This window comes from Thermus thermophilus HB8 (assembly GCF_000091545.1).
In the GTDB taxonomy this organism is placed as follows: domain Bacteria; phylum Deinococcota; class Deinococci; order Deinococcales; family Thermaceae; genus Thermus; species Thermus thermophilus.
The window spans coordinates 507,230-528,968 of record NC_006461.1 but is presented as its reverse complement, the minus strand read 5'-3'; the positions used below and the strand labels follow the sequence as shown (position 1 = coordinate 528,968).

Genomic DNA, 21,739 nt, shown 5'->3' with positions numbered 1-21,739 from the left:
ATGAAAACCGGGTGGCAACCCCGGTAGAATGCCCCCATGCCGCGCCTCGTGGCCTTGGTGAAGGGAAGGGTGCAAGGGGTGGGGTACCGGGCCTTCGCCCAGAAGAAGGCCCTGGAGCTCGGCCTTTCCGGCTACGCCGAGAACCTCCCGGACGGCCGGGTGGAGGTGGTGGCCGAAGGCCCCAAGGAGGCCCTGGAGCTCTTCCTCCACCACCTCAAGCAAGGCCCCCGCCTCGCCCGGGTGGAGGCGGTGGAGGTCCAGTGGGGGGAGGAGGCGGGGCTAAAGGGCTTTCACGTGTACTGAGCCCAGGCCTGGGGACGGACCCCAAGGTCCAGCAGGGCCCGGGCGAGGGCCTCCTTGAGCTCCTTAAGCCCCGTCCCCTTGAGGGCGGACACGGGAACGCCCCCCAGGCGCTCCCCCAGGAAGTAGAGGTCGTAGGGGGCCGCCCGGTCCGCCTTGTTGAGGGCGAGGACCACGGGGGCCTCCACCCCGAGGTCCAAAAGCAGGTCCCGCACCACCCGGTGCCGCTCCAGCGCCCCCTCCTCCGAGGCGTCCAGGACGTGGACCAGGACGTCCGCCTCCCTCACCTCCTCCAGGGTCGCCCGGAAGGCGGTGAGGAGCTCTTCCGGCATGTGGCGGATGAAGCCCACGGTGTCGGTGAAGAGGACCTCCCCCACCCCGGGGAGGAAGCCCCTGCGGGTGAGGGGGCGCAAGGTGGCGAAGAGCTTGTCCTCCCCCTCCTCCCCGGCGCGGGTCAGGGCGCGGAGGAGGGTGGTCTTGCCGGCGTTGGTGTAGCCCACCACCGCCACCAAGGGCACGCCCCGCCGCTTCCGCTTCTGCCTCGCCTCCTGGCGGCGGAGGGCGTAGTCCTGGAGCTTGCGGGAGAGGTGGGCGATCCGGTCCTGGAGGCGGCGCCGGTCCACCTCCAGCTTCGTCTCCCCGGGGCCCCGGGTCCCGATCCCGCCCCCGAGGCGGCTCATCTCCTTCCCCTTCCCCACGAGCCGGGGGAGGAGGTAACGGAGCTGGGCCAGCTCCACCTGGGCCTGGGCCTCGGGGGTCTTGGCGTGGAGGGCGAAGATGTCCAGGATGAGCTGGGTCCGGTCCAGGACCTTGAGGCCCGTGACCCTTTCAATCTCCCGGGCCTGGGCCGGGGTGAGGTCCACGCCGAAGATGAGGGTGGAGGCGTTCTCGTGGTAGGCCAGGCTCTTGAGCTCCTCCAGCTTGCCGAGGCCCACCAGGTACCGCGGGTCCAGGCTCTTGCGGAAGACCAGGATCTGCCTCACCGGCACGCCCCCCGCGGTCCGGGTCAGCTCGGCGAGCTCCCGCAAGACCGCCTCCGCCTCCGGGCCCTCCCCCGTGTCCACCCCCACCAGGAGGGCCCGCTCCCCGCTCCCGTCCCGGACCTCGAGGACCCGGGCCTGGCGGGAAAGCTCCTCCTCCAGGGCCATGACCTCGCCCCAGAGGTCCAGGTCCAGGTACTGGTGGAAGGGCTTGGGCGGCAGGACCCGCCAGTCCTCCTCCAGGGCCCTGGGCGGCGAGAGGAAGGCGAGGTGCAAAAGGCCCGGGCGCCCGTCCGCCTCCACCTCCAAGGCGGCCAGGTTGTCCAGCCGCCTGAGGAAGAGGACGGAGAGGTCGGGCCGGGAAAGCCCCCCGGGGCCCAGGTGGGTGTGGAGGAGGCGGTAGCCGGAAAGCCGCCTCTCGCTCCACCCCTCCTCGGGGAAGGGAACGTCCTTGGCGTCCCCCACGGCCACCCGCACCACCCGCCCCTCCCGGTCCAGGACGAGGCTCAAGGGCCTCCCCACCTCGGCGGAGAGGGCCGCCAGGGTGTGGGCGAGCTCCGGGGTGAGGACCCGGTCCTTGGGGAGGCGCCTCCGGTACAGGTTGGAAATCCGCTTCAGTTCGCTCTTCTTGAGCCCTTGCGTGCGCCCGAAAACCTTATCCAATCCGCCCCCATTATAGCAGGAAGGCCGGTAAGATGGGGCGGGTGGTCCTCTGGCTTCTCCTCCTCGCCCTCCTTCCGGCCTACGCCCAGGAGACCTACGACTGGATCGTGGTCCTGGGGGCGGCCCAGTACGGGGGCAGGCCCTCCCCCGCCCTGGAGCGCCGCCTCCAGGCCGCCCTCCACCTCTTCCGGGAAGGCCGGGGGCGGAGGATCGCCGTGGCCGGGGGCAAGGCCCCGGAGGACCTCTATAGCGAAGGGGAGGTGGGCTGCCGCTACCTCGCGGCCCGGGGCGTGCCCGAAGAGGCCCTTTTCTGCGAGACCCGAAGCCGGAGCACCTACGAGAACCTCCTCTTCCTCAAACCCCACCTCGAGGGGCGCCTCCTCCTCGTTACCGACGCCCCCCACCTTCCCCGGGCCCTCTTCCTGGCCCGGCTTTTGGGCCTGGAGGCCGAGGGGTACCCCGTGCCCGGGAACTACCCCCTGGGCTACTGGGCCAAGGAGGCCCTTTACCGCCTCTGGCTCTACCTGGGCCTAAGGCCTCAGGGCGTCTTCTCCAGCCGCTTCAACGCCTCCAGATAGCCCTCAAAGAGGGCCCTCACCTGGCCGAGGAAGAGGGCCTTCTCCTGGCGGGCCCGCTCAATCTCCGCCCGGAGGCGCTTGAGCTCCTGGGCGGCCTCCTGGAGGAGCCTTTCCTTGGCGGCCTGGGCCTCCTTACGCAAGAGCTCCGCCTCCCGCTCCGCCTGGGCCTTGAGCTCCCGGGCGATCCGCTCGGCGGCCACCACCGCCCGCTTGAGCTCCCCCTCCGCCTCCTTGAGGCGGGCGTTCTCCTCCTCCAGGGCCCGAAGGCGCTCCTTCAGGACCTCGTTCTCCCGGATGAGGGCCTCCATGGCCTCGGCGACCCGGGCCAGGTACTCCCGCACCGCCCCCCGGTGGTAGCCGCGAAAGGCCCTGGGGAACTCCTGGTAGCGTACGTCCAAGGGCGAAAGGTCCATGAACGCCCCTAGTCTACAAAAAGGGCCCGGCCCACGCGCACCAAGGTGGCCCCCTCCTCCACGGCCCACTCGTAATCGTCGGACATGCCCATGGAGCGCTCGGGCAGGCCATAGCGGTCGGCAAGCTCGGAAAGCCTGCGAAAGATGGGGCGGACCACCGCCTCGGGGCCGATGGGGGGCACGGTCATGAGGCCCAGGACCTCGAGGTGGGGCATCTCCCGGAGGCGGTGGAGGAGTTCGGGGAGCTCCTCCTCCAAGACCCCGTGCTTCTGCGGCTCCCGGCCCAGGTTCACCTCCACCAGGACCTTAAGCCGCACCCCCGCCTTCTCCCCCACCTTTTCCAAGGCCTCCGCCAGGCGCAGGGAGTCCAGGGAGTGGACGAGGGCGAAGCGGGGAGCGAACTTGGCCTTGTTGCGCTGCAGGTGGCCGACGAGGTGCCACTCCGCCTGGAGGAGGTCCATCTTCTTCAGGGCCTCCTGGACCCGGCTCTCCCCCAGGGGAAAGGTTCCGTAAGCCAGGACCTTCTCCCGGATCTCCTCCACCGAGCGCCCCTTGGTCACCGCCACGAGGCGGACCTCCTCGGGCCTGCGCCCCGCGCAGCGGCAGGCCCGCGCGATGCGCTCCAGAACCTGGGGAAGCCCCATGCGCCCCTCGCCTCCCGCGCCGCGCGGCCTCAGAGCTCGGCGAGGATCCCCCGGACATACCGGCGGAAGACGGGGCCCGTCTCCGCGGCCACGCGCAGGACCTCCTCCTCCGTGGCGTGGTGCTCCCGTTCGGGCACGGCCATGTCGGTGATGGTGGATAGCCCAAGAACCCGGGCGCCCAGATGGCGGAGGGCGATGACCTCGGGCACGGTGGACATGCCGATGGCGTCCGCCCCGAGCTCCCGCAGAAGCTTAAGCTCCGCCCGGCTGGCGAAGCTCGGCCCCATGAACCAGGCGTAGACCCCCTCAAAGAGGTGGAGGTCCTGCCTGCGCGCCACCTTGCGGGCGAGCTCTATGAGCTCCGGGTCGTAGGCCTCAAACATCACGGGGAAGCGGGGGCCCAGGCGCTCGTCGTTCGGGCCCCTTAGGGGGTTCGCCCCGGCGAAGTTGATGTAGTCCAGGTGGAGCATGATCCCGCCCGCCCGGAAGCGGGGGTTGAGCCCCCCGGCGGCGGAGGTGAGGAGGAAGGTCCTGGCCCCGAGGAAGAAGCCCACCCGCACGGGGAAGACCACCTCCTCGGCGGAGTAGCCCTCGTAGTAGTGGACCCGGCCCTTGTAGACCAAGACGGGCTTGCCCTCGAGGCGCCCCAGGACGAGCCTCCCGGCGTGCCCCGGGGCGGTGGAGACGGGGAAGTGGGGGATCTCCCCGTAGGGGATCTCCGCCACCTTCTCCACCTCGTCGGCCAAGGGGCCGAGCCCCGAGCCCAAAACCAGGCCCACCTCGGGGACGAAGTCCGTCTTGGAGCGGACGTAGGCCACGGCCTCCTGGATCTTGTCGTAGAGCTCCATACCCGGCATTTTACTCTCACACAGGCTTAACGGCCTTTGGGTAAGCTTCCGGCCATGAAGCGGCTTCTCGCCCTGGGCCTTCTGGCCCTTACGGCCCTCGCGGCCCCCTTACGGGAGATCGTGGTAGAGGGGGCGGACCCCATCCTCCAGGCCCTGGCCCGGGCCGCCCTCCCCTTTGGGGTGGGGGAGGAGCCCCAGGACCTGGAGGCCGCGAGGCGGGCCATCCTGGAAACGGGGTACTTCCGGGACGTCCGGCTCGCCCTGGAGGGGGACGTCCTCAAGATCGTCCTCGTCCCCAACCCCCCCATCGCCGCGGTCCGGGTGGAGACCGAGGCCTTCCCCGAGGAGCGGCTCCTCACCTTCCTGGAGCAGAACTTCGCCATCGGCAAGGGGGCGACCTACAACCCCGTCCGCGCCCAAGAGGCCGCGGAGGCCCTGGCCCGGGCCTACCGGCAAGCGGGCTTCCCCTTCACCCCCAAGGTGGCGGTGGAGGCCAAGGAGGACAAGGAGGGGATCGCCCTCACCTTCCGGGTGGAGGAGGGCCCGGAGGTGAAGGCGGTGCGCCTCCTCGGGGTAAGCCTCCTTCCCGAGGAGGAGCTCCGCAAGGGCCTCGAGGCCCTCAAGGGAAGCTTTGACTTCGCCAAGTACCAGGAGGCCTTAAGGGCCATCGCCAAGCGGTACGAGGAAGCGGGCTACCGCTTTAGCGGCCCCGACCCCGAGGCCTCCACCCTGGAGGAGGGCGTCCTCACCGTGCGGGTGCGGGAGCTCAAGGTGGCCCGGGTGGAGGGGGAGGGCCTGGACCTCGAGGGCTTCCCCCTGAAGCCCGGGGACTACCTCAACTACGCCAAGCTCCTGGAAGGGGTCCAGGACCTCTCCCGGAAGCTCTCCCGCGTGGTGAACTTCACCCTCCTCCCCCAGGGGGACGAGGTGGTGGTGCGCCTGGAGCTCGGCCCGGAGGGGGGGAGGATTGAGCGGGTGGAGGTCTCGGGGAACACCGCCCTTCCCACCGAGGCCCTCCTCGGCCTCCTCCGCCTCAAGCCCGGGGAGGTCTACACCCCCGCCCTCGCCCAGGAGGACGCGGCCCGCGTGGCCGAGCGCTACCGGGAGGAGGGCTACGAGGTGGCGGACGTCCGCTACAGCTTCCAGGACGGGGTCTACCGCCTGGAGGTGGTGGAGCTCAAGATCGGGGGGTACCGCCTGGAGTGGCAGGGAGGCCACCGCACCCGGGACGAGGTCGTCCTGCGGGAGCTTCCCAAGCCGGGAAGCCTCCTGAACGTCCAGGAGCTCAGGAAGGCCATCGCCCGCCTCATGGCCACGGGACTCCTCGCCGAGCCGCCCCGCGTCTCCCTCGCCCCCGGGGAGAAGCCGGACGAGGCCGTGGTGGTCCTGGGCCTCAAGGAGGCGCGGACCGGCCTCTTCCAACCCGCCATCGGCTGGAGCTCCCTGGAGGGCTGGTCGGGAAGCCTCGCCTTCAAGGAGACCAACCTCTTCGGCCTGGCCCACCAGGTGAGCCTGGACCTCGCCTTCATCCAGAACGACGCCCGGGACAACCTCTCCTTCTCCGCCGCCTACACCGTCCCCTGGCTCTACCTGGACTACCTGGACCTCAAGGAGGTGCGCACCAGCCTGGCCTTCAGCCTCTACAGCACCCCCATCGGCAACACCAAGCTCCTGGACGGGACCACGGACACGGGCTGGGAGTACACGGAGCGGCGCACCGGGGCGTCCCTCTCCCTAAGCCGCCCCCTCTCCCGCGACCTCAGCAACCTGCGGACCTCCCTGGGGCTTTCCCTCCGGCGCTCCACCTACCTCCTGGAGGTCTACGACCCCAACGCCCCCTGCGACGCCACCGGCGCGGACACAAGCCCCCCCTGCGACCCCCCGGGCGCCAGCACCTACAAGGACCCCACCCACGTGCGCACCCTCCTCCCGGACGCCGGCTGGACCGTCCGCCTGGACACCACCCTGGCCTACCTGGACGTGGACGACCCCCGGTTCCGCACCCAGGGGTACGAGGCGAGCCTCGCCACCGGCCTCGGCCTCTCCCTGCCCGACGCAGGCGGGCGGAGCTTCTTCGTCCCCCTGGTGGCCACGGGCAAGACCTACCTGCCCCTGGACGCGGAAAAGCGCCAGGCCCTCGCCTTCCGCCTCTCCGCGGGGACCCTCTTGGGCTACCCGCCGGAAAGCGAGCGCTTCTACCTCTCCGGAGGCGGCTCCGAGGCCCTCCTCCTCAGGGGCTACGAGGACCGGAAGTACGGGGGCCTCTCCTTCGCCACCGCGAGCGTGGAGTACCGCTACGACTTCCGCCTCTCCCCCCAAGGGGGCACCAACCTCTACGGCATCCTCTTCACCGACCTGGGCCTCGCCGACAACACCGGGGGGGTGAAGTGGGGCGCGGGGATCGGGGTCCAGCTGGACCTGGACGTCTTCGGGGCCCTCCTCCCCTCCCTGCGGCTGGACTACGCCTTCAGCCCCGAAAGCCCCACGGGGCGGATCCACTTCCGCATCGGGCCCATGTTCTAAGGGACCTCGAGGGGCATACTGGTCTTAACCGCCATGAAGGCCTACCTCGGCCTTTACACCGCCAGGCTGGAGACCCCGGCCCGGAGCCTCAAGGAAAAGCGGGCCCTCATCAAGCCGGCCCTGGAGAGGCTCAAGGCCCGCTTCCCCGTCTCCGCGGCAAGGCTTTACGGCCTGGACGCCTGGGGCTACGAGGTCGTGGGCTTCACCCTCCTCGGCAACGACCCCGCCTGGGTGGAGGAGACGATGCGGGCCGCGGCCCGCTTCCTGGCGGAGGCGGGGGGGTTCCAGGTGGCCCTGGAGGAGTTCCGCCTCGAGGCCTTTGAGCTGGACGGGCTCCTCTAGGGGCGCCCCGCTACACCACCTCCACCGCAAAGGCCACCGAGCCCCCGGTCCCGTGGCAGATGGCGGCGAGGCCCCGCTCCTCCCCCTTCGCCCGCAAGGCGTTGAGGAGCGTGACCAGGATCCTCGCCCCGCTCGCCCCGATGGGGTGGCCTAAAGCCACCGCCCCTCCGAAGACGTTGAGCCGCTCGTAGGGGACGTCCAGAAGGCGGCTGAAGAGGACGTTGTTCAGGGCGAAGGCCTCGTTGTTCTCAAAGAGGCCGAAGTCGGAAACCCGCATCCCCAAACGGTCCAAGAGCCTTTTGGCCGCGGGGATGGGGGCCTCGGGGAAGCGCCAGGACTCCCCGGCGGCCCAGGCCCCTCCGAGGACCTTGGCGATGGGCTTCAGGCCGTGGGCCTTGACCGCCTCCTCGGAGGCGAGGAGGAGGGCCGCCGCCCCGTCGGAAATCTGGCTGGAGTTCCCCGCCGTGAGGACCCCGTCCTTCTTGAAGGCGGGCCTGAGGGCGGCGAGGGACTCCAGGGTGGTCTCGGGCCGGATCCCCTCGTCCCGGTCCACCACCACCGGGCCCTTCCTCCCTTGGACCTCCATGGGGGCGATCTCCCAGGCAAAGAGGCCCTTCTCCGTGGCCTCCGCCGCCCTCTTGTGGGAAAGGTAGGCGGCCTCGTCAATCTCCCGCCGCGTCACCCCGTGGTCCTGGGCGAGCCTTTCCGCCTGCTCCCCCATGGCCTCCCCGGTGAAGGGGTCGGAAAGCCCGTCCCGCAGGAGGATGTCCTGGAGGTTTTCCGGGGCGCCCAGGAGGAACTTGTACCCCCACCGGGCCCGGTGGGAGAGGTAGAAGCCCGCCTGGCTCATGGACTCCATCCCCCCGGCGAGGACGAGGTGGGCCTCCCCGGTGCGGAGGAACTGGACGGCGTTGAGCGCCGCCATCATCCCCGAGGCGCAGACCATGTCCACCTGGTACCCGTCCACCTCCTTGGGGATGCCCGCCTTCAGGGCCGCCTGCCGGGGGAGGAGCTGCCCGTGCCCGGCCCTGAGGACGTTGCCGAAGATGTAGAGGTCCAAGGCCTTTCCCTCCACCCCCGCCCGGGCCAAGGCCTCCCGCATGGCGTGGGCGCCGAGGTCCACGGGGCTTACGTCCTTGAAGACCCCCCCGAACTTGCCGATGGGGGTCCTCACCGCGGCGACAACGTACACCTCGCGCATGCCCCCATCATACGCCGAGCCTTGGGGGTAGAATCCCCTTGGGAGGTGCCCTGTGGAATACCGGATTGAGCGGGACACCATGGGCGAGGTGCGGGTGCCGGCGGACAAGTACTGGGGCGCGCAGACCCAGCGCTCCCTGGAGAACTTCAGGATCGGGACCGACCGCTTCCGCATGCCCCTGGAGATCATCCGGGCCTACGGGATGCTGAAGAAGGCGGCCGCGAGAGCCAACCTGGAGCTCGGGGAGCTCCCCGAGGAGATCGCCAAGGCCATCATCCAGGCGGCCGAGGAGGTGGTCCAGGGGAAGTGGGACGACCACTTCCCCCTGGTGGTCTTCCAGACGGGCAGCGGCACCCAGACCAACATGAACGTCAACGAGGTCATCGCCAACCGGGCCTCGGAGATCCTGGGGAAGCCTCTGGGGAGCAAGTACGTCCACCCCAACGACCACGTGAACCGGGGGCAGAGCTCCAACGACACCTTCCCCACCGCCATGTACGTGGCCGTGGCCCTGGCGCTCCACCAGAGGCTCTATCCCGCGGTGGAAGGCCTGATCCGGACCTTCACGGCCAAGGCCCAGGCCTTTGACCAGATCGTCAAGGTGGGGCGGACCCACCTGATGGACGCCGTGCCCATCACCCTGGGACAGGAGATCGGCAGCTGGGCCGCCCAGCTCAAGACCACCCTCGCCGCCGTCAAGGAAATGGAAAAGGGCCTCTACAACCTCGCCATCGGCGGGACGGCGGTGGGCACGGGCCTCAACGCCCACCCCCGCTTTGGGGAGCTCGTGGCCAAGTACCTCGCGGAGGAGACGGGGCTCCCCTTCCGGGTGGCGGAGAACCGCTTCGCCGCCCTGGCCGCCCACGACGAGCTGGTCAACGTCATGGGGGCCATCCGCACCCTGGCCGGGGCCCTGATGAAGATCGGCAACGACGTCCGCTGGCTCGCCTCCGGCCCCTACGCGGGCATTGGGGAGATCACCATCCCCGCCAACGAGCCCGGGTCCTCCATCATGCCGGGGAAGGTCAACCCCACCCAGGTGGAGGCCCTCACCATGGTGGTGGTCCGGGTCTACGGCAACGACCACACCGTGGCCTTCGCGGGAAGCCAGGGGAACTTCCAGCTCAACGTCTACAAGCCGGTGATGGCCTACAGCACCCTGGAGAGCATCAACCTCCTCGCGGACGCCGTGGCCTCCTTTGACGCCCATCTGGCCCAGGGGATTGAGCCCAACCTGGAGCGCATTGAGGAGCACCTGCAGAAGAACCCCATGCTGGCCACCGCCCTCAACAAGGCCATCGGCTACGACAAGGCGGCGGAGATCGTTAAGAAGGCCCTCAAGGAGAAGAAGACCCTGAAGCAGGCGGCCCTCGAGCTCGGCTACCTCACGGAGGAGGAGTTTGACCGCATCGTGGTCCCCATGAGGCTCGCCAAGCCCCACGAGGGGGCGTAGGCGGCAAGGGGCTTTGTGAGGAAGGCCACCCCCCAGGGGGTGGCCTCCTTTATAGTGGGAAGCGGAGGTGAAGTATGCCGTACCCGTTCAAGCTTCCTGACCTAGGCTACCCCTACGAGGCCCTCGAGCCCCACATTGACGCCAAGACCATGGAGATCCACCACCAGAAGCACCACGGGGCCTACGTGACGAACCTCAACGCCGCCCTGGAGAAGTACCCCTACCTCCACGGGGTGGAGGTGGAGGTCCTCCTGAGGCACCTCGCCGCCCTTCCCCAGGACATCCAGACCGCCGTGCGCAACAACGGGGGCGGGCACCTGAACCACAGCCTCTTCTGGAGGCTCCTCACCCCCGGGGGGGCCAAGGAGCCCGTGGGGGAGCTGAAGAAGGCCATTGACGAGCAGTTCGGGGGCTTCCAGGCCCTCAAGGAGAAGCTCACCCAGGCGGCCATGGGCCGGTTCGGCTCGGGCTGGGCCTGGCTCGTGAAGGACCCCTTCGGCAAGCTCCACGTCCTCTCCACCCCCAACCAAGACAACCCCGTGATGGAGGGCTTCACCCCCATCGTGGGCATTGACGTCTGGGAGCACGCCTACTACCTCAAGTACCAGAACCGCCGGGCCGATTACCTCCAGGCCATCTGGAACGTCCTCAACTGGGACGTGGCCGAGGAGTTCTTCAAGAAGGCCTGATCCCCATAGCCTTCAGCCGGGGGGCCTACGGGCCCCCCCTTCTTCGGCGAGGAGCCGCCTTACCGCCCGGGCCAGGGCGGAAAGGGCTTCTTTGGTGCGCCAGTGGGCCTTGTCCCGCACCCCGGCGGGGTTGGAAAGGGCCCTGAGCTCCGCTCCCCTCACCCCCAAGGCCAGGCAGGCCCGGGCGAAGGCCGCCCCCTCCATGTTCTCCAGGGAGGCCCCCCACCGCCGGGCCAGGGCCAGGGCCTCCTCGGGGGTCTCCGAGACCAGGTCCCGGGTGAGGCCCACCGCCACCTTTAGGCCAAGCCCCCGGGCGAGCTCCCCGGTGAGGCCGGGGTCTAAGGGGAAGCGGTTGAAGTAGCGCCTTTCCCCAAGGGCCAAGGCGGGAAAGCCCAAAGGCGCTAGCCCCTCCTTAAGGCCCAGATCCGCCTCCACCTCCTCCTCCACCAAGACCGCCTCTCCCAAGGAAGGCCCCCCGGGGTAGGCCCCGGCGAGGCCGAAGAGGAGGGCCTTTTCCACGGGGTTTCGGGCGGCGTAGGCCGCAAGGGCCATGGCGGCGTTCACCTTGCCGATCCCCGTCTCCAGGTAGACGAAGCCCGTTCCCTTAAGGCCCCGCCAGGCCAGGAAGGCGAAGGGCTCCCCCTCCAGGAAGGGGGCCTCGAGGCGGGTGGGGGAAAGGAGGAGCCACACTACTCCACCACCCTAAACCCCAAGGCCTCGGCACGCTCCACGAAGAACTGGACGTTCTCCGCCCGGACCTCCCCCCCGAGGCTTTTCCGGTCAAAGGCCTCCTCCGCCGCCAGGATCATGGTCTCGGCGAGGCAGGCGGGGACCTGGTCGGGGGCGCCGAAGTGGAGGTCCAGGGTGGCCCTCGCCTCCCCGGGAAGCCGCACCACCCCCCCGGGGGTGACCCTAACCCCCGGCACCTCCCTGACGGAGGGGTGGACGTCAGGGGGGACGCCCTCGTCGTAGATCCAGGCCCCGGGCTTCACGTGCTCGGGGTAGATCACCGGATTGGGGTCGCTGGTGGCGGTGAAGACCAGGTCGGCCTCCCGTATGGCGGCGATCTCCGTGGTGGCCAGGATCTCGGGGGCCTCCCCCTTGCGCTCCAGGTTCTTCCGGAGGCTTTCCGCCGCCCGTTTAAGCCTTTCCAAGTCCCGCCCCACCAGGATGAGCCGCCCCACCAAGGGGGCGATCTGGCGGGCGATGCCGAAGGCCACCACCCCGTTCGCCCCCACCACGGCCGCCGTGGCCCCCTTCAGGTCCTTGCCGCTTTGGGCGAAGTGGGCGAGGATCTTGGGGATGGCCGCGCGGACGGTGCCCGCGGTGTAGGCGCCGCCGTTCGTCACCTCAATGCCCGGCACCGCCTCCTGCACCCTCTTCCCCTTCTCCCCCACCACGCTCCAGAAGGCCCCGAGGCCCACCACTGTGGCCCCGAGCTCCTTGGCGAGCCGCGCCCCCTGGATGGCCCGCCGCACGGCGAGCTCCGGCTTGGCCTTGATCTGGTGGGGAAGGAGGGGGGCGGAGATCAGGTGGCATAGGACCTCCCGCCCGTCCGCCGTCCGCACCCCCCGCACCTCCCCCACCTTCATGGGGCGGAAGCGCTCGGCGAGGCGCTCTATCCACTCCTGCTTCAGGAGGCCCAGGCGCACCAGGGGCCTGAGCCAGCGGAAGCGGGGGCTCTGCCAGAAGTCCTCCACGGTGAGGGGGTGGATGAGGAAGGCGCAGACCACCTGTTTCTCCGAGGGGAGGGGCAGGGGGTCGCCGAGCTTGGGTTCCGTGCCCTCGAGGACCCGCCCCAGGTTCTCCTTGTAGCGCCAGAGGGCGAGGAGGAAGAGGGCGAGGGCGGAAAGCCTTTCCGCAAGGCCGAACCCCCCGAAAAGCGTCGCCCCCAAAAGCCCCAGGGGAAGCCCCAAGGCGGCCAGGGAGGCGTAGCCGGTGAGGGCGTAGAGGACGAGGCCTAAGGCCACGGGGACGAGGCCTAAGGCGGGCGGGAGGGGAAGGCCGGAGAGGATCCCGAGGAGGACCCCCGCCCCCTTGGCCCTTAGGGGCCAGGGGTCCCGGAAGAAGAGGGGGTAGAGGTGGCCCAGGTAGACCGCCACCCCCAGGGCGAGGAGGCCGGCGAGGTCCAACCCCAAAGCCCGCCCCAAAAGAAGGGGCAGGTAGCCCTTGAGGAAGTCCAGGAGGAAGGAGAGGAGGAGAAGGCCCAGGCCCAGGCGCCTGAGGGCGCTTTCCAGGCCCAGGGTGTAAGGGCTTGCCGTGCGCAGGTCCACCCCGCGCCGCCTGGCAAGCCAGTACCCCAAAGGCAACGCCCCCACGAGGTAGGCGAGGGAAAGGAGAAGCGCGGTCATCGCAGGTAGTTTAGCCCGTGCACCGTCCCCCCCGTGAGGAGGAGGACGAGGAGGCCCGCCGCCACCACCCCGAGGGCGAGGGCGGGGAAGGCGTAGCGCCTGCGCACCCCCAGGACCACGGCGAGCACCGCCCCGCTCCAGGCCCCGGTCCCCGGCAGGGGCACGGCCACGAAGAGGAAGAGGCCCAAGGCCCCCAGGCGCTGGACCTGCGCCTCGCCCTTGAGGCGGACCCGGGCCTCGAGGGCCCACCACGCCCGGGCGAAAAGGGGCACCCGGGTGGCGAGCCCCACCGCCCAGGGAAAGAGGCCGAGGGCCAGGGGCACCACGAGGAGGTTCCCCAAGAGGGCCCAAAGGAAGCTCTCCCAAGGGGAAAGGCCCAGGGCCACCCCCAGGGGAATCGCCCCCCTGAGCTCCACCACCGGGAGGGCCGCCACCAGAAGGACGTAGACCTCGGGAGGGAAGGGCATGAGAGGGAGGCGCCGGGGCTCCCCGGCGCCTCTAAGGGCCCTTTAGCCCTGGGCGGCCTTGGCCCGCTCCACCAGCTCGGCGAAGACCTGGGGTTCCCGCACCGCGAGGTCCGCCAGGTTCTTCCGGTCCACCTCAATCCCCGCCTTCTTCAGCCCGTGGATGAAGGTGGAGTAGTTGAGCCCGTGCTGGCGGCAAGCGGCGTTGATGCGCACGATCCAGAGCCTGCGGAAGTCGCGCTTGCGCCGCTTGCGGTGGGCGTAGGCGTAGTTCCCCGCGGCGAACAGGGTCTCCCGGGCCTTGCGGAAGCTCTTGGAGCGCAGGCCCCAGTACCCCTTGGCCAGCTTCAGGATCTTCTTGTGCTTCCTGCGGCGGACGACGCCGGTCTTGGCGCGCGGCATCCTCTACCCCCTCACTCGTAGGGGAGGAGGAGCTTGATCCGCTCCGCCTCCGGCTTGGCCAGGACGAACTTCCGCCCCTTCTGGCGGATCTCCTTCCCGGACTTCTGCCAGTTGAGGTGCCGCTTCCCCGTCTTCATGGCCACGACCTTGCCCGAAGCGGTGATCTTGACCCGCTTCTTGGCGCCCTTGTGGGTCTTCATCTTCGGCATAAGCCTCCTCCGCCCTGGGAAGCGCCCCCACAAAGGGGGTCTTGGGTGCTCCCCAAAGCCCCCCCACTATACCAGAGGCCCCTGGGCGGGGTCTAGGCGGAGACCTTCACCGGGGCGAGGAGCATGTTCATGTCCCGCCCCAGCATCTCGGGCTTCATCTCCACCACGGCGAGGTCCTTGAGGTCCTCGGTCACGCGGTTGAGGATCCTCTCCCCGAGCTCGGGGTGGGCCACCTCCCGTCCCCGGAACATGATGGTCACCTTGACCTTGTGGCCCTCCTGCAGGAAGCGCTTGATATGGCCCAGCTTGGTCTGATAGTCGTGCTCGTCTATCTTTACCCGGAACTTGATGGACTTGACCTCGGTGCGCTTGGCCTTCTTCCGGGCCTCCTTCTCCGCCATCTGCTGCTCGTAGCGCCACTTGGAGTAGTCCATGATCCGGGCCACGGGCGGATCGGCGTTGGGGCCCACCAGGACCAGGTCCAGGTCCATCTCCTGGGCCAAGCGCAGGGCCTCCCGGGTGTCCATGATGCCGAGCTGCTTGCCGTCGGGACCGACGACGCGAACCTGTTTGGCGCGTATGCGTTCGTTGGTCAGGTACTCCTTTATCTACATCACCTCCCAGCCCGCTCCGTTCCTCGGTCAAAGGGTTTGCGGGCTAAGGTGAAGTTTAGCAAGAAACCCCCTCGGCTACAATGGGGCCATGGTTCAGGTGGAAAAGGGCCACGTGGCCGTGGTCTTTCTCAACGATCCGGAAAGGCGCAACCCCCTCTCCCCGGAGATGGCCTTAAGCCTCCTCCAGGCCCTGGACGACCTGGAGGCCGACCCCGGGGTGCGGGCGGTGGTCCTCACGGGAAGGGGCAAGGCCTTCAGCGCCGGGGCGGACCTCGCCTTCTTGGAAAGGGTCACGGAGCTCGGCGCCGAGGAGAACTACCGCCACTCCCTCTCCCTCATGCGCCTCTTCCACCGCGTCTACACCTACCCCAAGCCCACGGTGGCCGCGGTGAACGGCCCGGCGGTGGCCGGGGGGGCGGGGCTCGCCCTGGCTTGCGACCTGGTGGTCATGGACGAGGAGGCGCGGCTCGGCTACACCGAGGTGAAGATCGGCTTCGTGGCCGCCTTGGTCTCGGTGATCCTGGTGCGGGCCGTGGGGGAAAAGGCCGCCAAGGACCTCCTCCTCACGGGAAGGCTCGTGGAGGCAAGGGAGGCCAAGGCCCTGGGCCTCGTCAACCGCATCGCCCCTCCCGGAAAGGCCCTGGAGGAGGCAAAGGCCTTAGCGGAGGAGGTGGCGAAGAACGCCCCCACCTCGCTCCGCCTCACCAAGGAGCTCCTCCTTGCCCTTCCGGGGATGGGCCTCGAGGACGGCTTCCGCCTCGCCGCCCTCGCCAACGCCTGGGTGCGGGAGACCGGGGACCTGAAGGAGGGCATCCGGGCCTTCTTTGAGAAGCGGCCCCCCAGGTTCTGAGTAGACTCTCCTTATGGGCCTTGTCCCCGAGTGCTTCATCACCGAGCTCGTGGAGCGGGACCTCAAGGAGGGGAAGTACGCCAAGCTCGTCACCCGCTTCCCCCCGGAGCCCAACGGCTACCTCCACATCGGCCACGCCCGGAGCATCGTTTTGAACTTCGGCCTCGCCCAGGACTACGGCGGGGAGTGCAACCTGCGCTTTGACGACACCAACCCCGAGACGGAGAAGGAGGAGTACGCCCGGGCCATTGAGGAGGACGTGCGCTGGCTGGGCTTCCGGCCCACCCGGGTCCTCTACGCCTCGGACTACTTTGAGACCATGTACCAATGCGCCCTGGTCCTCATCCAGGAGGGCAAGGCCTACGTGGACGACCTCCCGGAGGAGGAGATGAGCGAGCTTCGGGCCCAGGGAAAGCCAAGCCCCTACCGGGAGCGGAGCGTGGAGGAGAACCTGGAGCTCTTTGAGAGGATGCGCCGGGGGGAGTTCCCCACGGGAAGCCGGGTCTTAAGGGCCAAGATTGACCCCGCCCACCCCAACTTCAAGCTCCGCGACCCCGTGCTCTACCGCATCGTCCACGCCCCCCACTACCACGTTGGGGACCGGTGGGTCATCTACCCCATGTACGACTTCGCCCACCCCCTGGAGGACTTCATCGAGGGGGTCACCCACTCCCTCTGCACCCTGGAGTTTGAGAACAACCGCACCGTCTACGACTGGGTCATTGAGAACCTCAAGGGGAAGTGTGGGCTTCCCACCTCCCCCAGGCCCCACCAGTACGAGTTCGCCCGGCTGGACTTAAGCCACACCGTGCTCTCCAAGAGGAAGCTCATCAAGCTGGTGGAAGGGGGGTACGTCTCGGGCTGGGACGACCCCAGGCTCCCCACCCTGAGGGGCCTGAGGCGGAGGGGGGTGAGGCCCGAGGCCATCGTGGAGTTCGTGCGCAAGACGGGGATCTCCAGGAACGAGGCCCAGATAGAGATGGACCTCTTTGAGGAGGTGGTGCGGGACGACCTGAACCCCATCGCCCCCAGGGTCTTGGGCGTGGTGGACCCCCTGAAGGTGGTCCTCACCAACTACGAGGGGGAGGAGTGGATAGAGGCCCCCTACTGGCCCCGGGACATCCCCAAGGAGGGGACGAGGCCCCTTCCCTTCTCCCCGGAGCTCTACATTGAGCGCACGGACTTCAGCCTCAACCCCCCTAAAGGTTGGAAGCGCCTCGCCCCAGGGCAGAGGGTGCGCCTGAGGCACGCCTACGTCATAGAGCTTGAGGACGTGGTGGAAGAGGGGGGCGAGGTGAGGCTCCTCAAGGCCCGGATCGTCCCCGGCACCCTGGGGGCGAACCCCGAGGACGGGGTCAGGCCCAAGGGGGTGATCCACTGGGTCTCCGCCCGCCACGCCCTCCCCGTGGAGTTTAGGCTCTACGGCAGGCTCTTCCGCACCAAGGACCCGGAGGAGGGGGGGGACTTCCTGCAAAACCTCAACCCCGAGGCCCTTGTGGTGAAGCGGGGCTTCATTGAGCCGAGCGTGGCCCAGGACCCCGAGGACACCCGCTACCAGCTGGAGCGCCTGGGCTACTTCTGGCGGGACCCCGTGGACTCGAGGCCCGAGGCCCTGGTGATGAACCGCATCGTGCCCCTAAAAGAGGGGTATAGGGTCTGACCCCGGTCGCCCACTCGGCCGTCACCGGACATCCCCGCCAGGGCTTTTTGCCAGGGTCCCCAGGCCGGCCTTGGCCGGCCTGGGGTGGCTTTAAAGCCCCACGCTCAGGCCCAAGGCCAGGCCCACGCCGAAGGATTGGACCGGGGTCAGGTAGTAGACGGGCTGGGCCTCGAGGTAAGCCCCCAAGAGGGGCAGGGGCAAGTTGAGCCAGGTGCCCAAGACCCCCCGCACGCCCCCCTGGCCCCGCCCCTCCTGGGGGAAGGTGAGGGTAGGCCCCGTGCCGTAGAAGCCCCCAAGGCCCAGGTAGAGGTCGGTGAGGGGGAGCTTGAGGAGGAGGTCCACCCCGCCCCCCATGGCCTCGAGGCCCACCCCCCCGTAGACCCGCCCGTCCAAGAGAAGGGGGACGAGGGGGAAGCGCACCCCCCCTTGGAGGCCGAAGGGGCTACCCACGCTGACCTCGGCCCGCTGGGCCACGCCGAAGGCCAAGACCAAAAGAAGCGCCGCCAAAAGCCTACGCACGCCGCACCTCCTCTAGAAGGTCCTTCACCCTAGCCACCTGCGCCCGGTGGGTCCCGGGGCGGTAGTCCACCATGACCGCCTCCACCTGGAGCATCCCAAGGGCCCGGAGGTAGGCCTCCTTCAGGGCCCGGCTCTCCAAGGCGCTCACCCGCATCCCCAGGTGGGGGTGGTGGGCCAGGAAGGCCTCGGCCAGCTCCCGGCTCGTCCAGATCCCGGAAAGCCTCTCCCCCAAAGCCTCCACCACCAGGTGCTCCCCCGGGTCTCCCTCCAAAACGTACCAGGTCCCGGAAAGGTCAGGCGCCACCCGCTCATAATACCCTCGTGCGCCTGGACCGCTACCTGGTGGAACGGGGCCTGGTGGAAAGCCGGGAGAAGGCCAAGCGCCTGATCCAGGAGGGCAAGGTGCGGGTGGAGGGCAAGGTGGTGCAAAAGCCCGCCCACCCCGTGCCCGAAGGCGCCAGGGTGGAGCTCCTGGCGGAGGAGCGCTACGTGGGCCGGGGGGCCTACAAGCTCCTCGGAGCCCTGGAGGCCTTCCCCGTGGAGCCCCGGGGCAAGGTCGCTGCCGACCTCGGGGCGAGCACCGGGGGGTTCACGCAGGTCCTTTTGGAGCGGGGGGCGAGGCGGGTCTACGCCGTGGACGTGGGCAAGGGCCAGCTCCACCCCCGCCTCCGGGAAGATCCCCGGGTGGTGGCCCTGGAGGAACAGGACGCCCGCACCCTGGTCCTGCCCGAGCCCGTGGACCTCGTGGTGATGGACGTTTCCTTCATCTCCTCCACCCTCCTCCTCCCCAAGGTCCTGGAGCTCCTCAAGCCCCAAGGGGAGGCCCTGGTCCTGGTGAAGCCCCAGTTTGAGCTGGGGCCAAAGGCCCACAAGGGGGTGGTGCGGGAGGAGGCGAAGCGGCGGGAGGCCCTAAGGCGGGTGCGGGAAAAGGCCCTAGAGCTTGGCTTCCAGGTCCTGGGGGAAAAGGAAAGCCCCCTCCCGGGAAAGGAGGGGAACCTAGAGTACTGGCTTTGGCTCAGGCGCCCTTAAGCCACTCCTCGGCGATCTGCACGGCGTTTAAGGCGGCCCCCTTCAAGAGCTGGTCCCCCACCACGAAGAAGTCCAGGCCGTTTTCAAAGGCGAGGCTTTTCCGGATCCTCCCCACCTCCACGTCCCACTTGCCGCTCGCGGTGAGGGGCATGGGGTAGCGCTTGGCCTCGGGCTCGTCCACCACCTCCACCCCCGGGGCCTCCTTGAGGACCTCCCGGGCCGCCTCCGGGGTCACGGGGCGGGCAAACTCCACGCTCACCGCCTCGGCGTGGGCCCTTAAGGTGGGCACCCGCACCGCCGTGGCGCTGATCCGGATGGTGTCGTCTCCGAAGATCTTGTGGGTCTCCCAGACCACCTTCATCTCCTCGCGGGTGTAGCCGTTCTCCTGGAAGGCGTCTATATGGGGGATGACGTTGAAGGGCAGGGGGTGGGCGAAGGCCTCGGCCTTGGGGGCCTCCCCGTGGAGGAAGCGGTGGGTTTCGGTAAGGAGCTCCTCCATGGCCTTGGCCCCGGCCCCGGAAGCCGCCTGGTAGGTGGCCACGATGACCCGCTTGGCCTGGAAGGCCCGGTGCAAGGGCCAAAGGGCCATGGCCAAAATGGCCGTGGTGCAGTTGGGGTTAGCGATGATCCCCCGGTGCTGGAAGATCTTCTCCCGGTTCACCTCGGGCACCACCAGGGGCACCCAGGGCTCGTAGCGCCAGGCGCTGGAGTTGTCCACCACCAAGGCCCCGCCCTCCGCCCAGACCAAGGCCTTGGCCCTGGAGATGCCCCCCCCGGCGCTCGCCAGGACGAGGTCCACAGGGAGAGGCCCCTCGGGTAGGGGCTCCACGGGGATCTCCTCGCCCCTGAACGCGAGGCGCACCCCGGCGGAACGGGGAGAGGCGTAGAGCCTGAGCTCCGAAAGGGGGAAGTTTCGGGCCTCGAGGACCTTGAGGATCTCCCGCCCCACGGCCCCCGTGGCCCCCACCACGGCTACCCTCATGCGTCCTCCTCCAAAAACTCGGCCTCTTCCCACATGGCGCTCACGTGGCCCACCAGGTGGGTCAAGGCGCCAAAGAGTTCCCGCTCCAGCTCGCGGGAAGGGGCCACCTGCATTTCCTGGTAAAGCGCCCGCGCCCGCTCCACCTCTTCCCAAAGCTCCCGCCAGATCGGCTCGGGAATGCCTAGGACCTCCTGCCTAGGCGCCGTAAGATGCGTTCCCTTCTTTTTTCCCATGCCCGGATCTCCCGCTCCCAGTGAGCGATGACGCCCCAGTTGGGTTGAAGTCTAGCTTCCTCTTCCCGGATCTTCCGCCAATGCTCCTCTATTCGCGCCTCCAGCTGAGCCAGAACCTCCTTCCAGTGCTTCCGGTTTTGCGCCACTTCGGGTCCCTCAAGAACTGATCGTTCCTCCAGCCTACCACCTAAGCCTCTCCCGAAGGAAGCCCTCCAGCTCGTCCACGTGGAGCCTTATCTGCTCCATGGTGTCCCGGTCCCGCACCGTGACCGTGTCCTTGAGCCGGGTGGTGCCGTCCTTGCTCTGGCCGATGGTGTCGTAGTCCACGGTGACGGCGAAGGGCGTGCCCACCTCGTCGTGGCGGCGGTAGGCCTTGCCGATGTTGCCGGTGTCCTCGTAGAGCACCCGCCCCAGGCCCAAGGCGAGGAGCCTGGCCTTGAGGCGCTTGGCGTACTCGGTGATCTCCGGGCGGTTCTTCACCAGGGGGATCACCGCCACCTTGATGGGGGCGAGCTGGGGCTTGAGCTTGAGGACAATGCGCTCTTCCCCGTTCGGAAGCTCCTCCCGGGTGAAGGCCTCGGCGAGGAGGGCCAAGACCCCCCGGTCCACCCCGGCGGAAGGTTCAATCACGTAGGGGACGAACCACTTCCCCGTCTCGGGGTCGCGGTAGGCGAGGCGCTGGGTGGAGTGCTCGTTCCTGAGGACCCGGGCGGTGATCCCCAGGGCCTCCTGGTCCTTGGTGTGGCTCCCCAGGTCAAAGTCCGTGCGGTTGGCGATGCCCTCGAGCTCTTCCAGGCCGTGGGGGAAGCGGTAGAGGATGTCCACGGTGGCCTTGGCGTAGTGGGCGAGCTCCTCCGGGGGTTGCTGGTAGGGCACCAGGTTCTCCCGACTTAAACCCATCTCCTGCCACCACTTGAGGCGCTCCTCCACCCAGTAGCGGTGCCAGTACTCGTCCTCCCCCGGGCGGACGAAGTACTCTATTTCCATCTGCTCAAACTCCCGCACCCGGAAGATGAAGTTCCTGGGGGTGATCTCGTTGCGGAAGGCCTTGCCGATCTGGGCGATGCCGAAGGGTAGCTTGCGGCTCGTGGCGTCCAGGACGTTCTTGAAGTTGACGAAGATGCCCTGGGCGGTCTCGGGGCGCAGGTAGGCCAGGGAGGCCTCGTCCTCCACGGGGCCCACGTAGGTCTTGAACATCATGTTGAAGTAGCGGGGCGGGGTCCAGTCCCCGGGCTCCCCGCTTGCGGGGTCTAAAACCCCGGCCGCCGTCATCGCCCCCCCGGCCCTTTCGGGGGCCTGCATCATCGCCTGGACCAGGGCGTGAAGGTTCTCCTCCTCCACCTCCATGGCCCGGTAAAGCCTCTTGAGGACCTCCTCCGGCTGCTCCTTGAGGAGGTGGTCCAGGCGGTAGCGCTTCTTGGTGATGCGGTTGTCCACCATGGGGTCGGCGAAGGTGGCCTCGTGCCCGGAGTAGTGGAGGACGAGGCGGTGGGTGAGGACGCTGGCGTCCAGGCCCTCCATGTCGTCCCGCTCGTAGACGTTCCTTCGCCACCAGGCCTGCTTGAGGTTGTTCTTAAGCTCCACGCCCAAGGGCCCGTAGTCGTAGACGCCCTGAAGCCCCCCGTAGATCTCGGAGCTTTGGAAGATGAAGCCGCGCCGCTTGCACAGCGCCACCAGTTCGTCCAGGCTGCTCGCAGGCATCCCAATCCTCCCCACCGGGGCCAAGCCCCGATTACCAGGCATCTTACCCAAAGGCCCCCCTAAGGTGAGCCGGGGCGCAAACGCCAAGCCG

At 68.8% G+C, this 21,739-nt stretch carries 25 protein-coding genes; 9 read left to right on the top strand and 16 right to left on the bottom strand.

The features are described from left to right. Nucleotides 1-36 precede the first annotated feature (36 nt). Nucleotides 37-303 (top strand): acylphosphatase, encoded by a 267-nt coding sequence (locus tag TTH_RS02955; protein WP_008631905.1) that lies wholly within the window; start codon nucleotides 37-39, stop codon nucleotides 301-303. On the opposite strand, the gene hflX is transcribed toward TTH_RS02955, so the two are convergent. After that, the gene (hflX, locus tag TTH_RS02950) at nucleotides 291-1,943 is read right to left on the bottom strand and encodes a GTPase HflX (RefSeq protein ID WP_060384639.1); all 1,653 of its coding nucleotides are present in this window, start codon (nucleotides 1,941-1,943) and stop codon (nucleotides 291-293) included. The genes TTH_RS02955 and hflX overlap by 13 nt on opposite strands. Before the next feature lie 32 nt (nucleotides 1,944-1,975). On the opposite strand from hflX, the gene TTH_RS02945 reads away from it, so the two are divergent. Beyond that, nucleotides 1,976-2,521, top strand: a complete 546-nt coding sequence (locus TTH_RS02945; RefSeq protein ID WP_011172651.1) for a YdcF family protein — start codon at nucleotides 1,976-1,978, stop codon at nucleotides 2,519-2,521. Here the strand turns inward: TTH_RS02945 and TTH_RS02940 are convergent. From TTH_RS02940 to TTH_RS02930, 3 genes are read right to left on the bottom strand one after another with little or no spacing between them, the layout of a single operon-like run. Then, nucleotides 2,482-2,934, bottom strand: coding sequence for a DivIVA domain-containing protein (locus tag TTH_RS02940; RefSeq protein WP_011228028.1), 453 nt, complete (start codon nucleotides 2,932-2,934; stop codon nucleotides 2,482-2,484). The two genes, TTH_RS02945 and TTH_RS02940, sit on opposite strands and share 40 nt — an antisense overlap. Nucleotides 2,935-2,942: 8 nt before the next feature. Next, nucleotides 2,943-3,578, bottom strand: coding sequence for a YggS family pyridoxal phosphate-dependent enzyme (locus tag TTH_RS02935; RefSeq protein ID WP_011228027.1), 636 nt, complete (start codon nucleotides 3,576-3,578; stop codon nucleotides 2,943-2,945). Between the two features lie 29 nt (nucleotides 3,579-3,607). Then, complete coding sequence (locus TTH_RS02930) at nucleotides 3,608-4,435, bottom strand: purine-nucleoside phosphorylase (RefSeq protein WP_011228026.1); 828 nt, start codon at nucleotides 4,433-4,435, stop codon at nucleotides 3,608-3,610. A gap of 45 nt (nucleotides 4,436-4,480) precedes the next feature. On the opposite strand from TTH_RS02930, the gene TTH_RS02925 reads away from it, so the two are divergent. Together TTH_RS02925 and TTH_RS02920 are read left to right on the top strand one after the other, a co-directional pair. Continuing rightward, nucleotides 4,481-6,949, top strand: coding sequence for a BamA/OMP85 family outer membrane protein (locus tag TTH_RS02925; RefSeq protein WP_011228025.1), 2,469 nt, complete (start codon nucleotides 4,481-4,483; stop codon nucleotides 6,947-6,949). 33 nt (nucleotides 6,950-6,982) lie between these two features. Then, a complete protein-coding gene (locus TTH_RS02920) occupies nucleotides 6,983-7,291 on the top strand; it encodes a DUF503 domain-containing protein (RefSeq protein WP_011172646.1) in 309 nt (102 codons plus the stop codon). 10 nt (nucleotides 7,292-7,301) lie between these two features. Here the strand turns inward: TTH_RS02920 and TTH_RS02915 are convergent, their stop codons facing one another. Continuing rightward, a complete protein-coding gene (locus TTH_RS02915; RefSeq protein ID WP_011228024.1) occupies nucleotides 7,302-8,492 on the bottom strand; it encodes a thiolase family protein in 1,191 nt (396 codons plus the stop codon). A gap of 52 nt (nucleotides 8,493-8,544) precedes the next feature. On the opposite strand from TTH_RS02915, the gene fumC reads away from it, so the two are divergent. Together fumC and TTH_RS02905 are read left to right on the top strand one after the other, a co-directional pair. Beyond that, nucleotides 8,545-9,945: a class II fumarate hydratase gene (gene fumC, locus TTH_RS02910; RefSeq protein ID WP_011172644.1), complete on the top strand. Its 1,401-nt coding sequence runs from the start codon at nucleotides 8,545-8,547 to the stop codon at nucleotides 9,943-9,945. Between the two features lie 74 nt (nucleotides 9,946-10,019). Continuing rightward, entirely contained in the window at nucleotides 10,020-10,634 is a 615-nt protein-coding gene (locus TTH_RS02905) for a superoxide dismutase (RefSeq protein ID WP_011172643.1), read from the top strand. Nucleotides 10,635-10,646: 12 nt separating this feature from the next. Here TTH_RS02905 and mqnB read toward each other — a convergent pair whose 3' ends face one another. From mqnB to infC, 6 genes are all read right to left on the bottom strand, one after another. Further along, nucleotides 10,647-11,324: a futalosine hydrolase gene (mqnB, locus tag TTH_RS02900; protein WP_011228023.1), complete on the bottom strand. Its 678-nt coding sequence runs from the start codon at nucleotides 11,322-11,324 to the stop codon at nucleotides 10,647-10,649. Further along, a complete protein-coding gene (locus tag TTH_RS02895; protein ID WP_011228022.1) occupies nucleotides 11,324-12,985 on the bottom strand; it encodes a glycerol-3-phosphate acyltransferase in 1,662 nt (553 codons plus the stop codon). Before TTH_RS02895 ends, mqnB begins: the two co-directional genes overlap by 1 nt. After that, nucleotides 12,982-13,452 carry a COG2426 family protein gene (locus TTH_RS02890; RefSeq protein WP_011228021.1) on the bottom strand — a complete coding sequence of 157 codons (471 nt, stop codon included), beginning with the start codon at nucleotides 13,450-13,452 and terminating at the stop codon, nucleotides 12,982-12,984. The genes TTH_RS02895 and TTH_RS02890 overlap by 4 nt, the downstream gene beginning before the upstream one ends. Before the next feature lie 42 nt (nucleotides 13,453-13,494). Beyond that, nucleotides 13,495-13,851, bottom strand: coding sequence for a 50S ribosomal protein L20 (gene rplT, locus TTH_RS02885; protein WP_011172639.1), 357 nt, complete (start codon nucleotides 13,849-13,851; stop codon nucleotides 13,495-13,497). A gap of 11 nt (nucleotides 13,852-13,862) precedes the next feature. After that, nucleotides 13,863-14,060 carry a 50S ribosomal protein L35 gene (rpmI, locus tag TTH_RS02880; RefSeq protein ID WP_011172638.1) on the bottom strand — a complete coding sequence of 66 codons (198 nt, stop codon included), beginning with the start codon at nucleotides 14,058-14,060 and terminating at the stop codon, nucleotides 13,863-13,865. A gap of 92 nt (nucleotides 14,061-14,152) precedes the next feature. Next, nucleotides 14,153-14,668 carry a translation initiation factor IF-3 gene (gene infC / locus TTH_RS02875; protein WP_014629997.1) on the bottom strand — a complete coding sequence of 172 codons (516 nt, stop codon included), beginning with the start codon at nucleotides 14,666-14,668 and terminating at the stop codon, nucleotides 14,153-14,155. 94 nt (nucleotides 14,669-14,762) lie between these two features. Between infC and TTH_RS02870 the strand changes: the two genes are divergently transcribed. After that, nucleotides 14,763-15,524 carry an enoyl-CoA hydratase/isomerase family protein gene (locus tag TTH_RS02870; RefSeq protein WP_011228020.1) on the top strand — a complete coding sequence of 254 codons (762 nt, stop codon included), beginning with the start codon at nucleotides 14,763-14,765 and terminating at the stop codon, nucleotides 15,522-15,524. Between the two features lie 13 nt (nucleotides 15,525-15,537). Then, a complete protein-coding gene (locus TTH_RS02865) occupies nucleotides 15,538-17,184 on the top strand; it encodes a glutamine--tRNA ligase/YqeY domain fusion protein (RefSeq protein WP_011228019.1) in 1,647 nt (548 codons plus the stop codon). A gap of 90 nt (nucleotides 17,185-17,274) precedes the next feature. Here TTH_RS02865 and TTH_RS02860 read toward each other — a convergent pair whose 3' ends face one another. Together TTH_RS02860 and TTH_RS02855 are read right to left on the bottom strand one after the other, a co-directional pair. Continuing rightward, on the bottom strand, nucleotides 17,275-17,703 hold the full coding sequence (locus TTH_RS02860; protein WP_011228018.1) for a hypothetical protein: 429 nt from the start codon (nucleotides 17,701-17,703) through the stop codon (nucleotides 17,275-17,277). Beyond that, a complete protein-coding gene (locus tag TTH_RS02855; RefSeq protein WP_011228017.1) occupies nucleotides 17,696-18,007 on the bottom strand; it encodes a DUF3234 domain-containing protein in 312 nt (103 codons plus the stop codon). The genes TTH_RS02860 and TTH_RS02855 overlap by 8 nt, the downstream gene beginning before the upstream one ends. 17 nt (nucleotides 18,008-18,024) lie before the next feature. Here TTH_RS02855 and TTH_RS02850 point away from each other — a divergent pair, with 17 nt between their 5' ends. After that, the gene (locus TTH_RS02850; protein WP_011228016.1) at nucleotides 18,025-18,732 is read left to right on the top strand and encodes a TlyA family rRNA (cytidine-2'-O)-methyltransferase; all 708 of its coding nucleotides are present in this window, start codon (nucleotides 18,025-18,027) and stop codon (nucleotides 18,730-18,732) included. Here the strand turns inward: TTH_RS02850 and TTH_RS02845 are convergent. The 3 genes from TTH_RS02845 to TTH_RS02830 all read right to left on the bottom strand — a co-directional run bounded on the left by TTH_RS02845 (nucleotide 18,719) and on the right by TTH_RS02830 (nucleotide 21,648). Beyond that, nucleotides 18,719-19,714, bottom strand: coding sequence for an aspartate-semialdehyde dehydrogenase (locus TTH_RS02845; protein ID WP_011228015.1), 996 nt, complete (start codon nucleotides 19,712-19,714; stop codon nucleotides 18,719-18,721). The two genes, TTH_RS02850 and TTH_RS02845, sit on opposite strands and share 14 nt — an antisense overlap. After that, a complete protein-coding gene (locus TTH_RS02840; RefSeq protein WP_011172631.1) occupies nucleotides 19,711-19,947 on the bottom strand; it encodes a hypothetical protein in 237 nt (78 codons plus the stop codon). The genes TTH_RS02845 and TTH_RS02840 overlap by 4 nt, the downstream gene beginning before the upstream one ends. A 180-nt stretch (nucleotides 19,948-20,127) precedes the next feature. After that, a complete protein-coding gene (locus tag TTH_RS02830) occupies nucleotides 20,128-21,648 on the bottom strand; it encodes a glycine--tRNA ligase (protein ID WP_011228014.1) in 1,521 nt (506 codons plus the stop codon). Nucleotides 21,649-21,739: the final 91 nt, after the last annotated feature.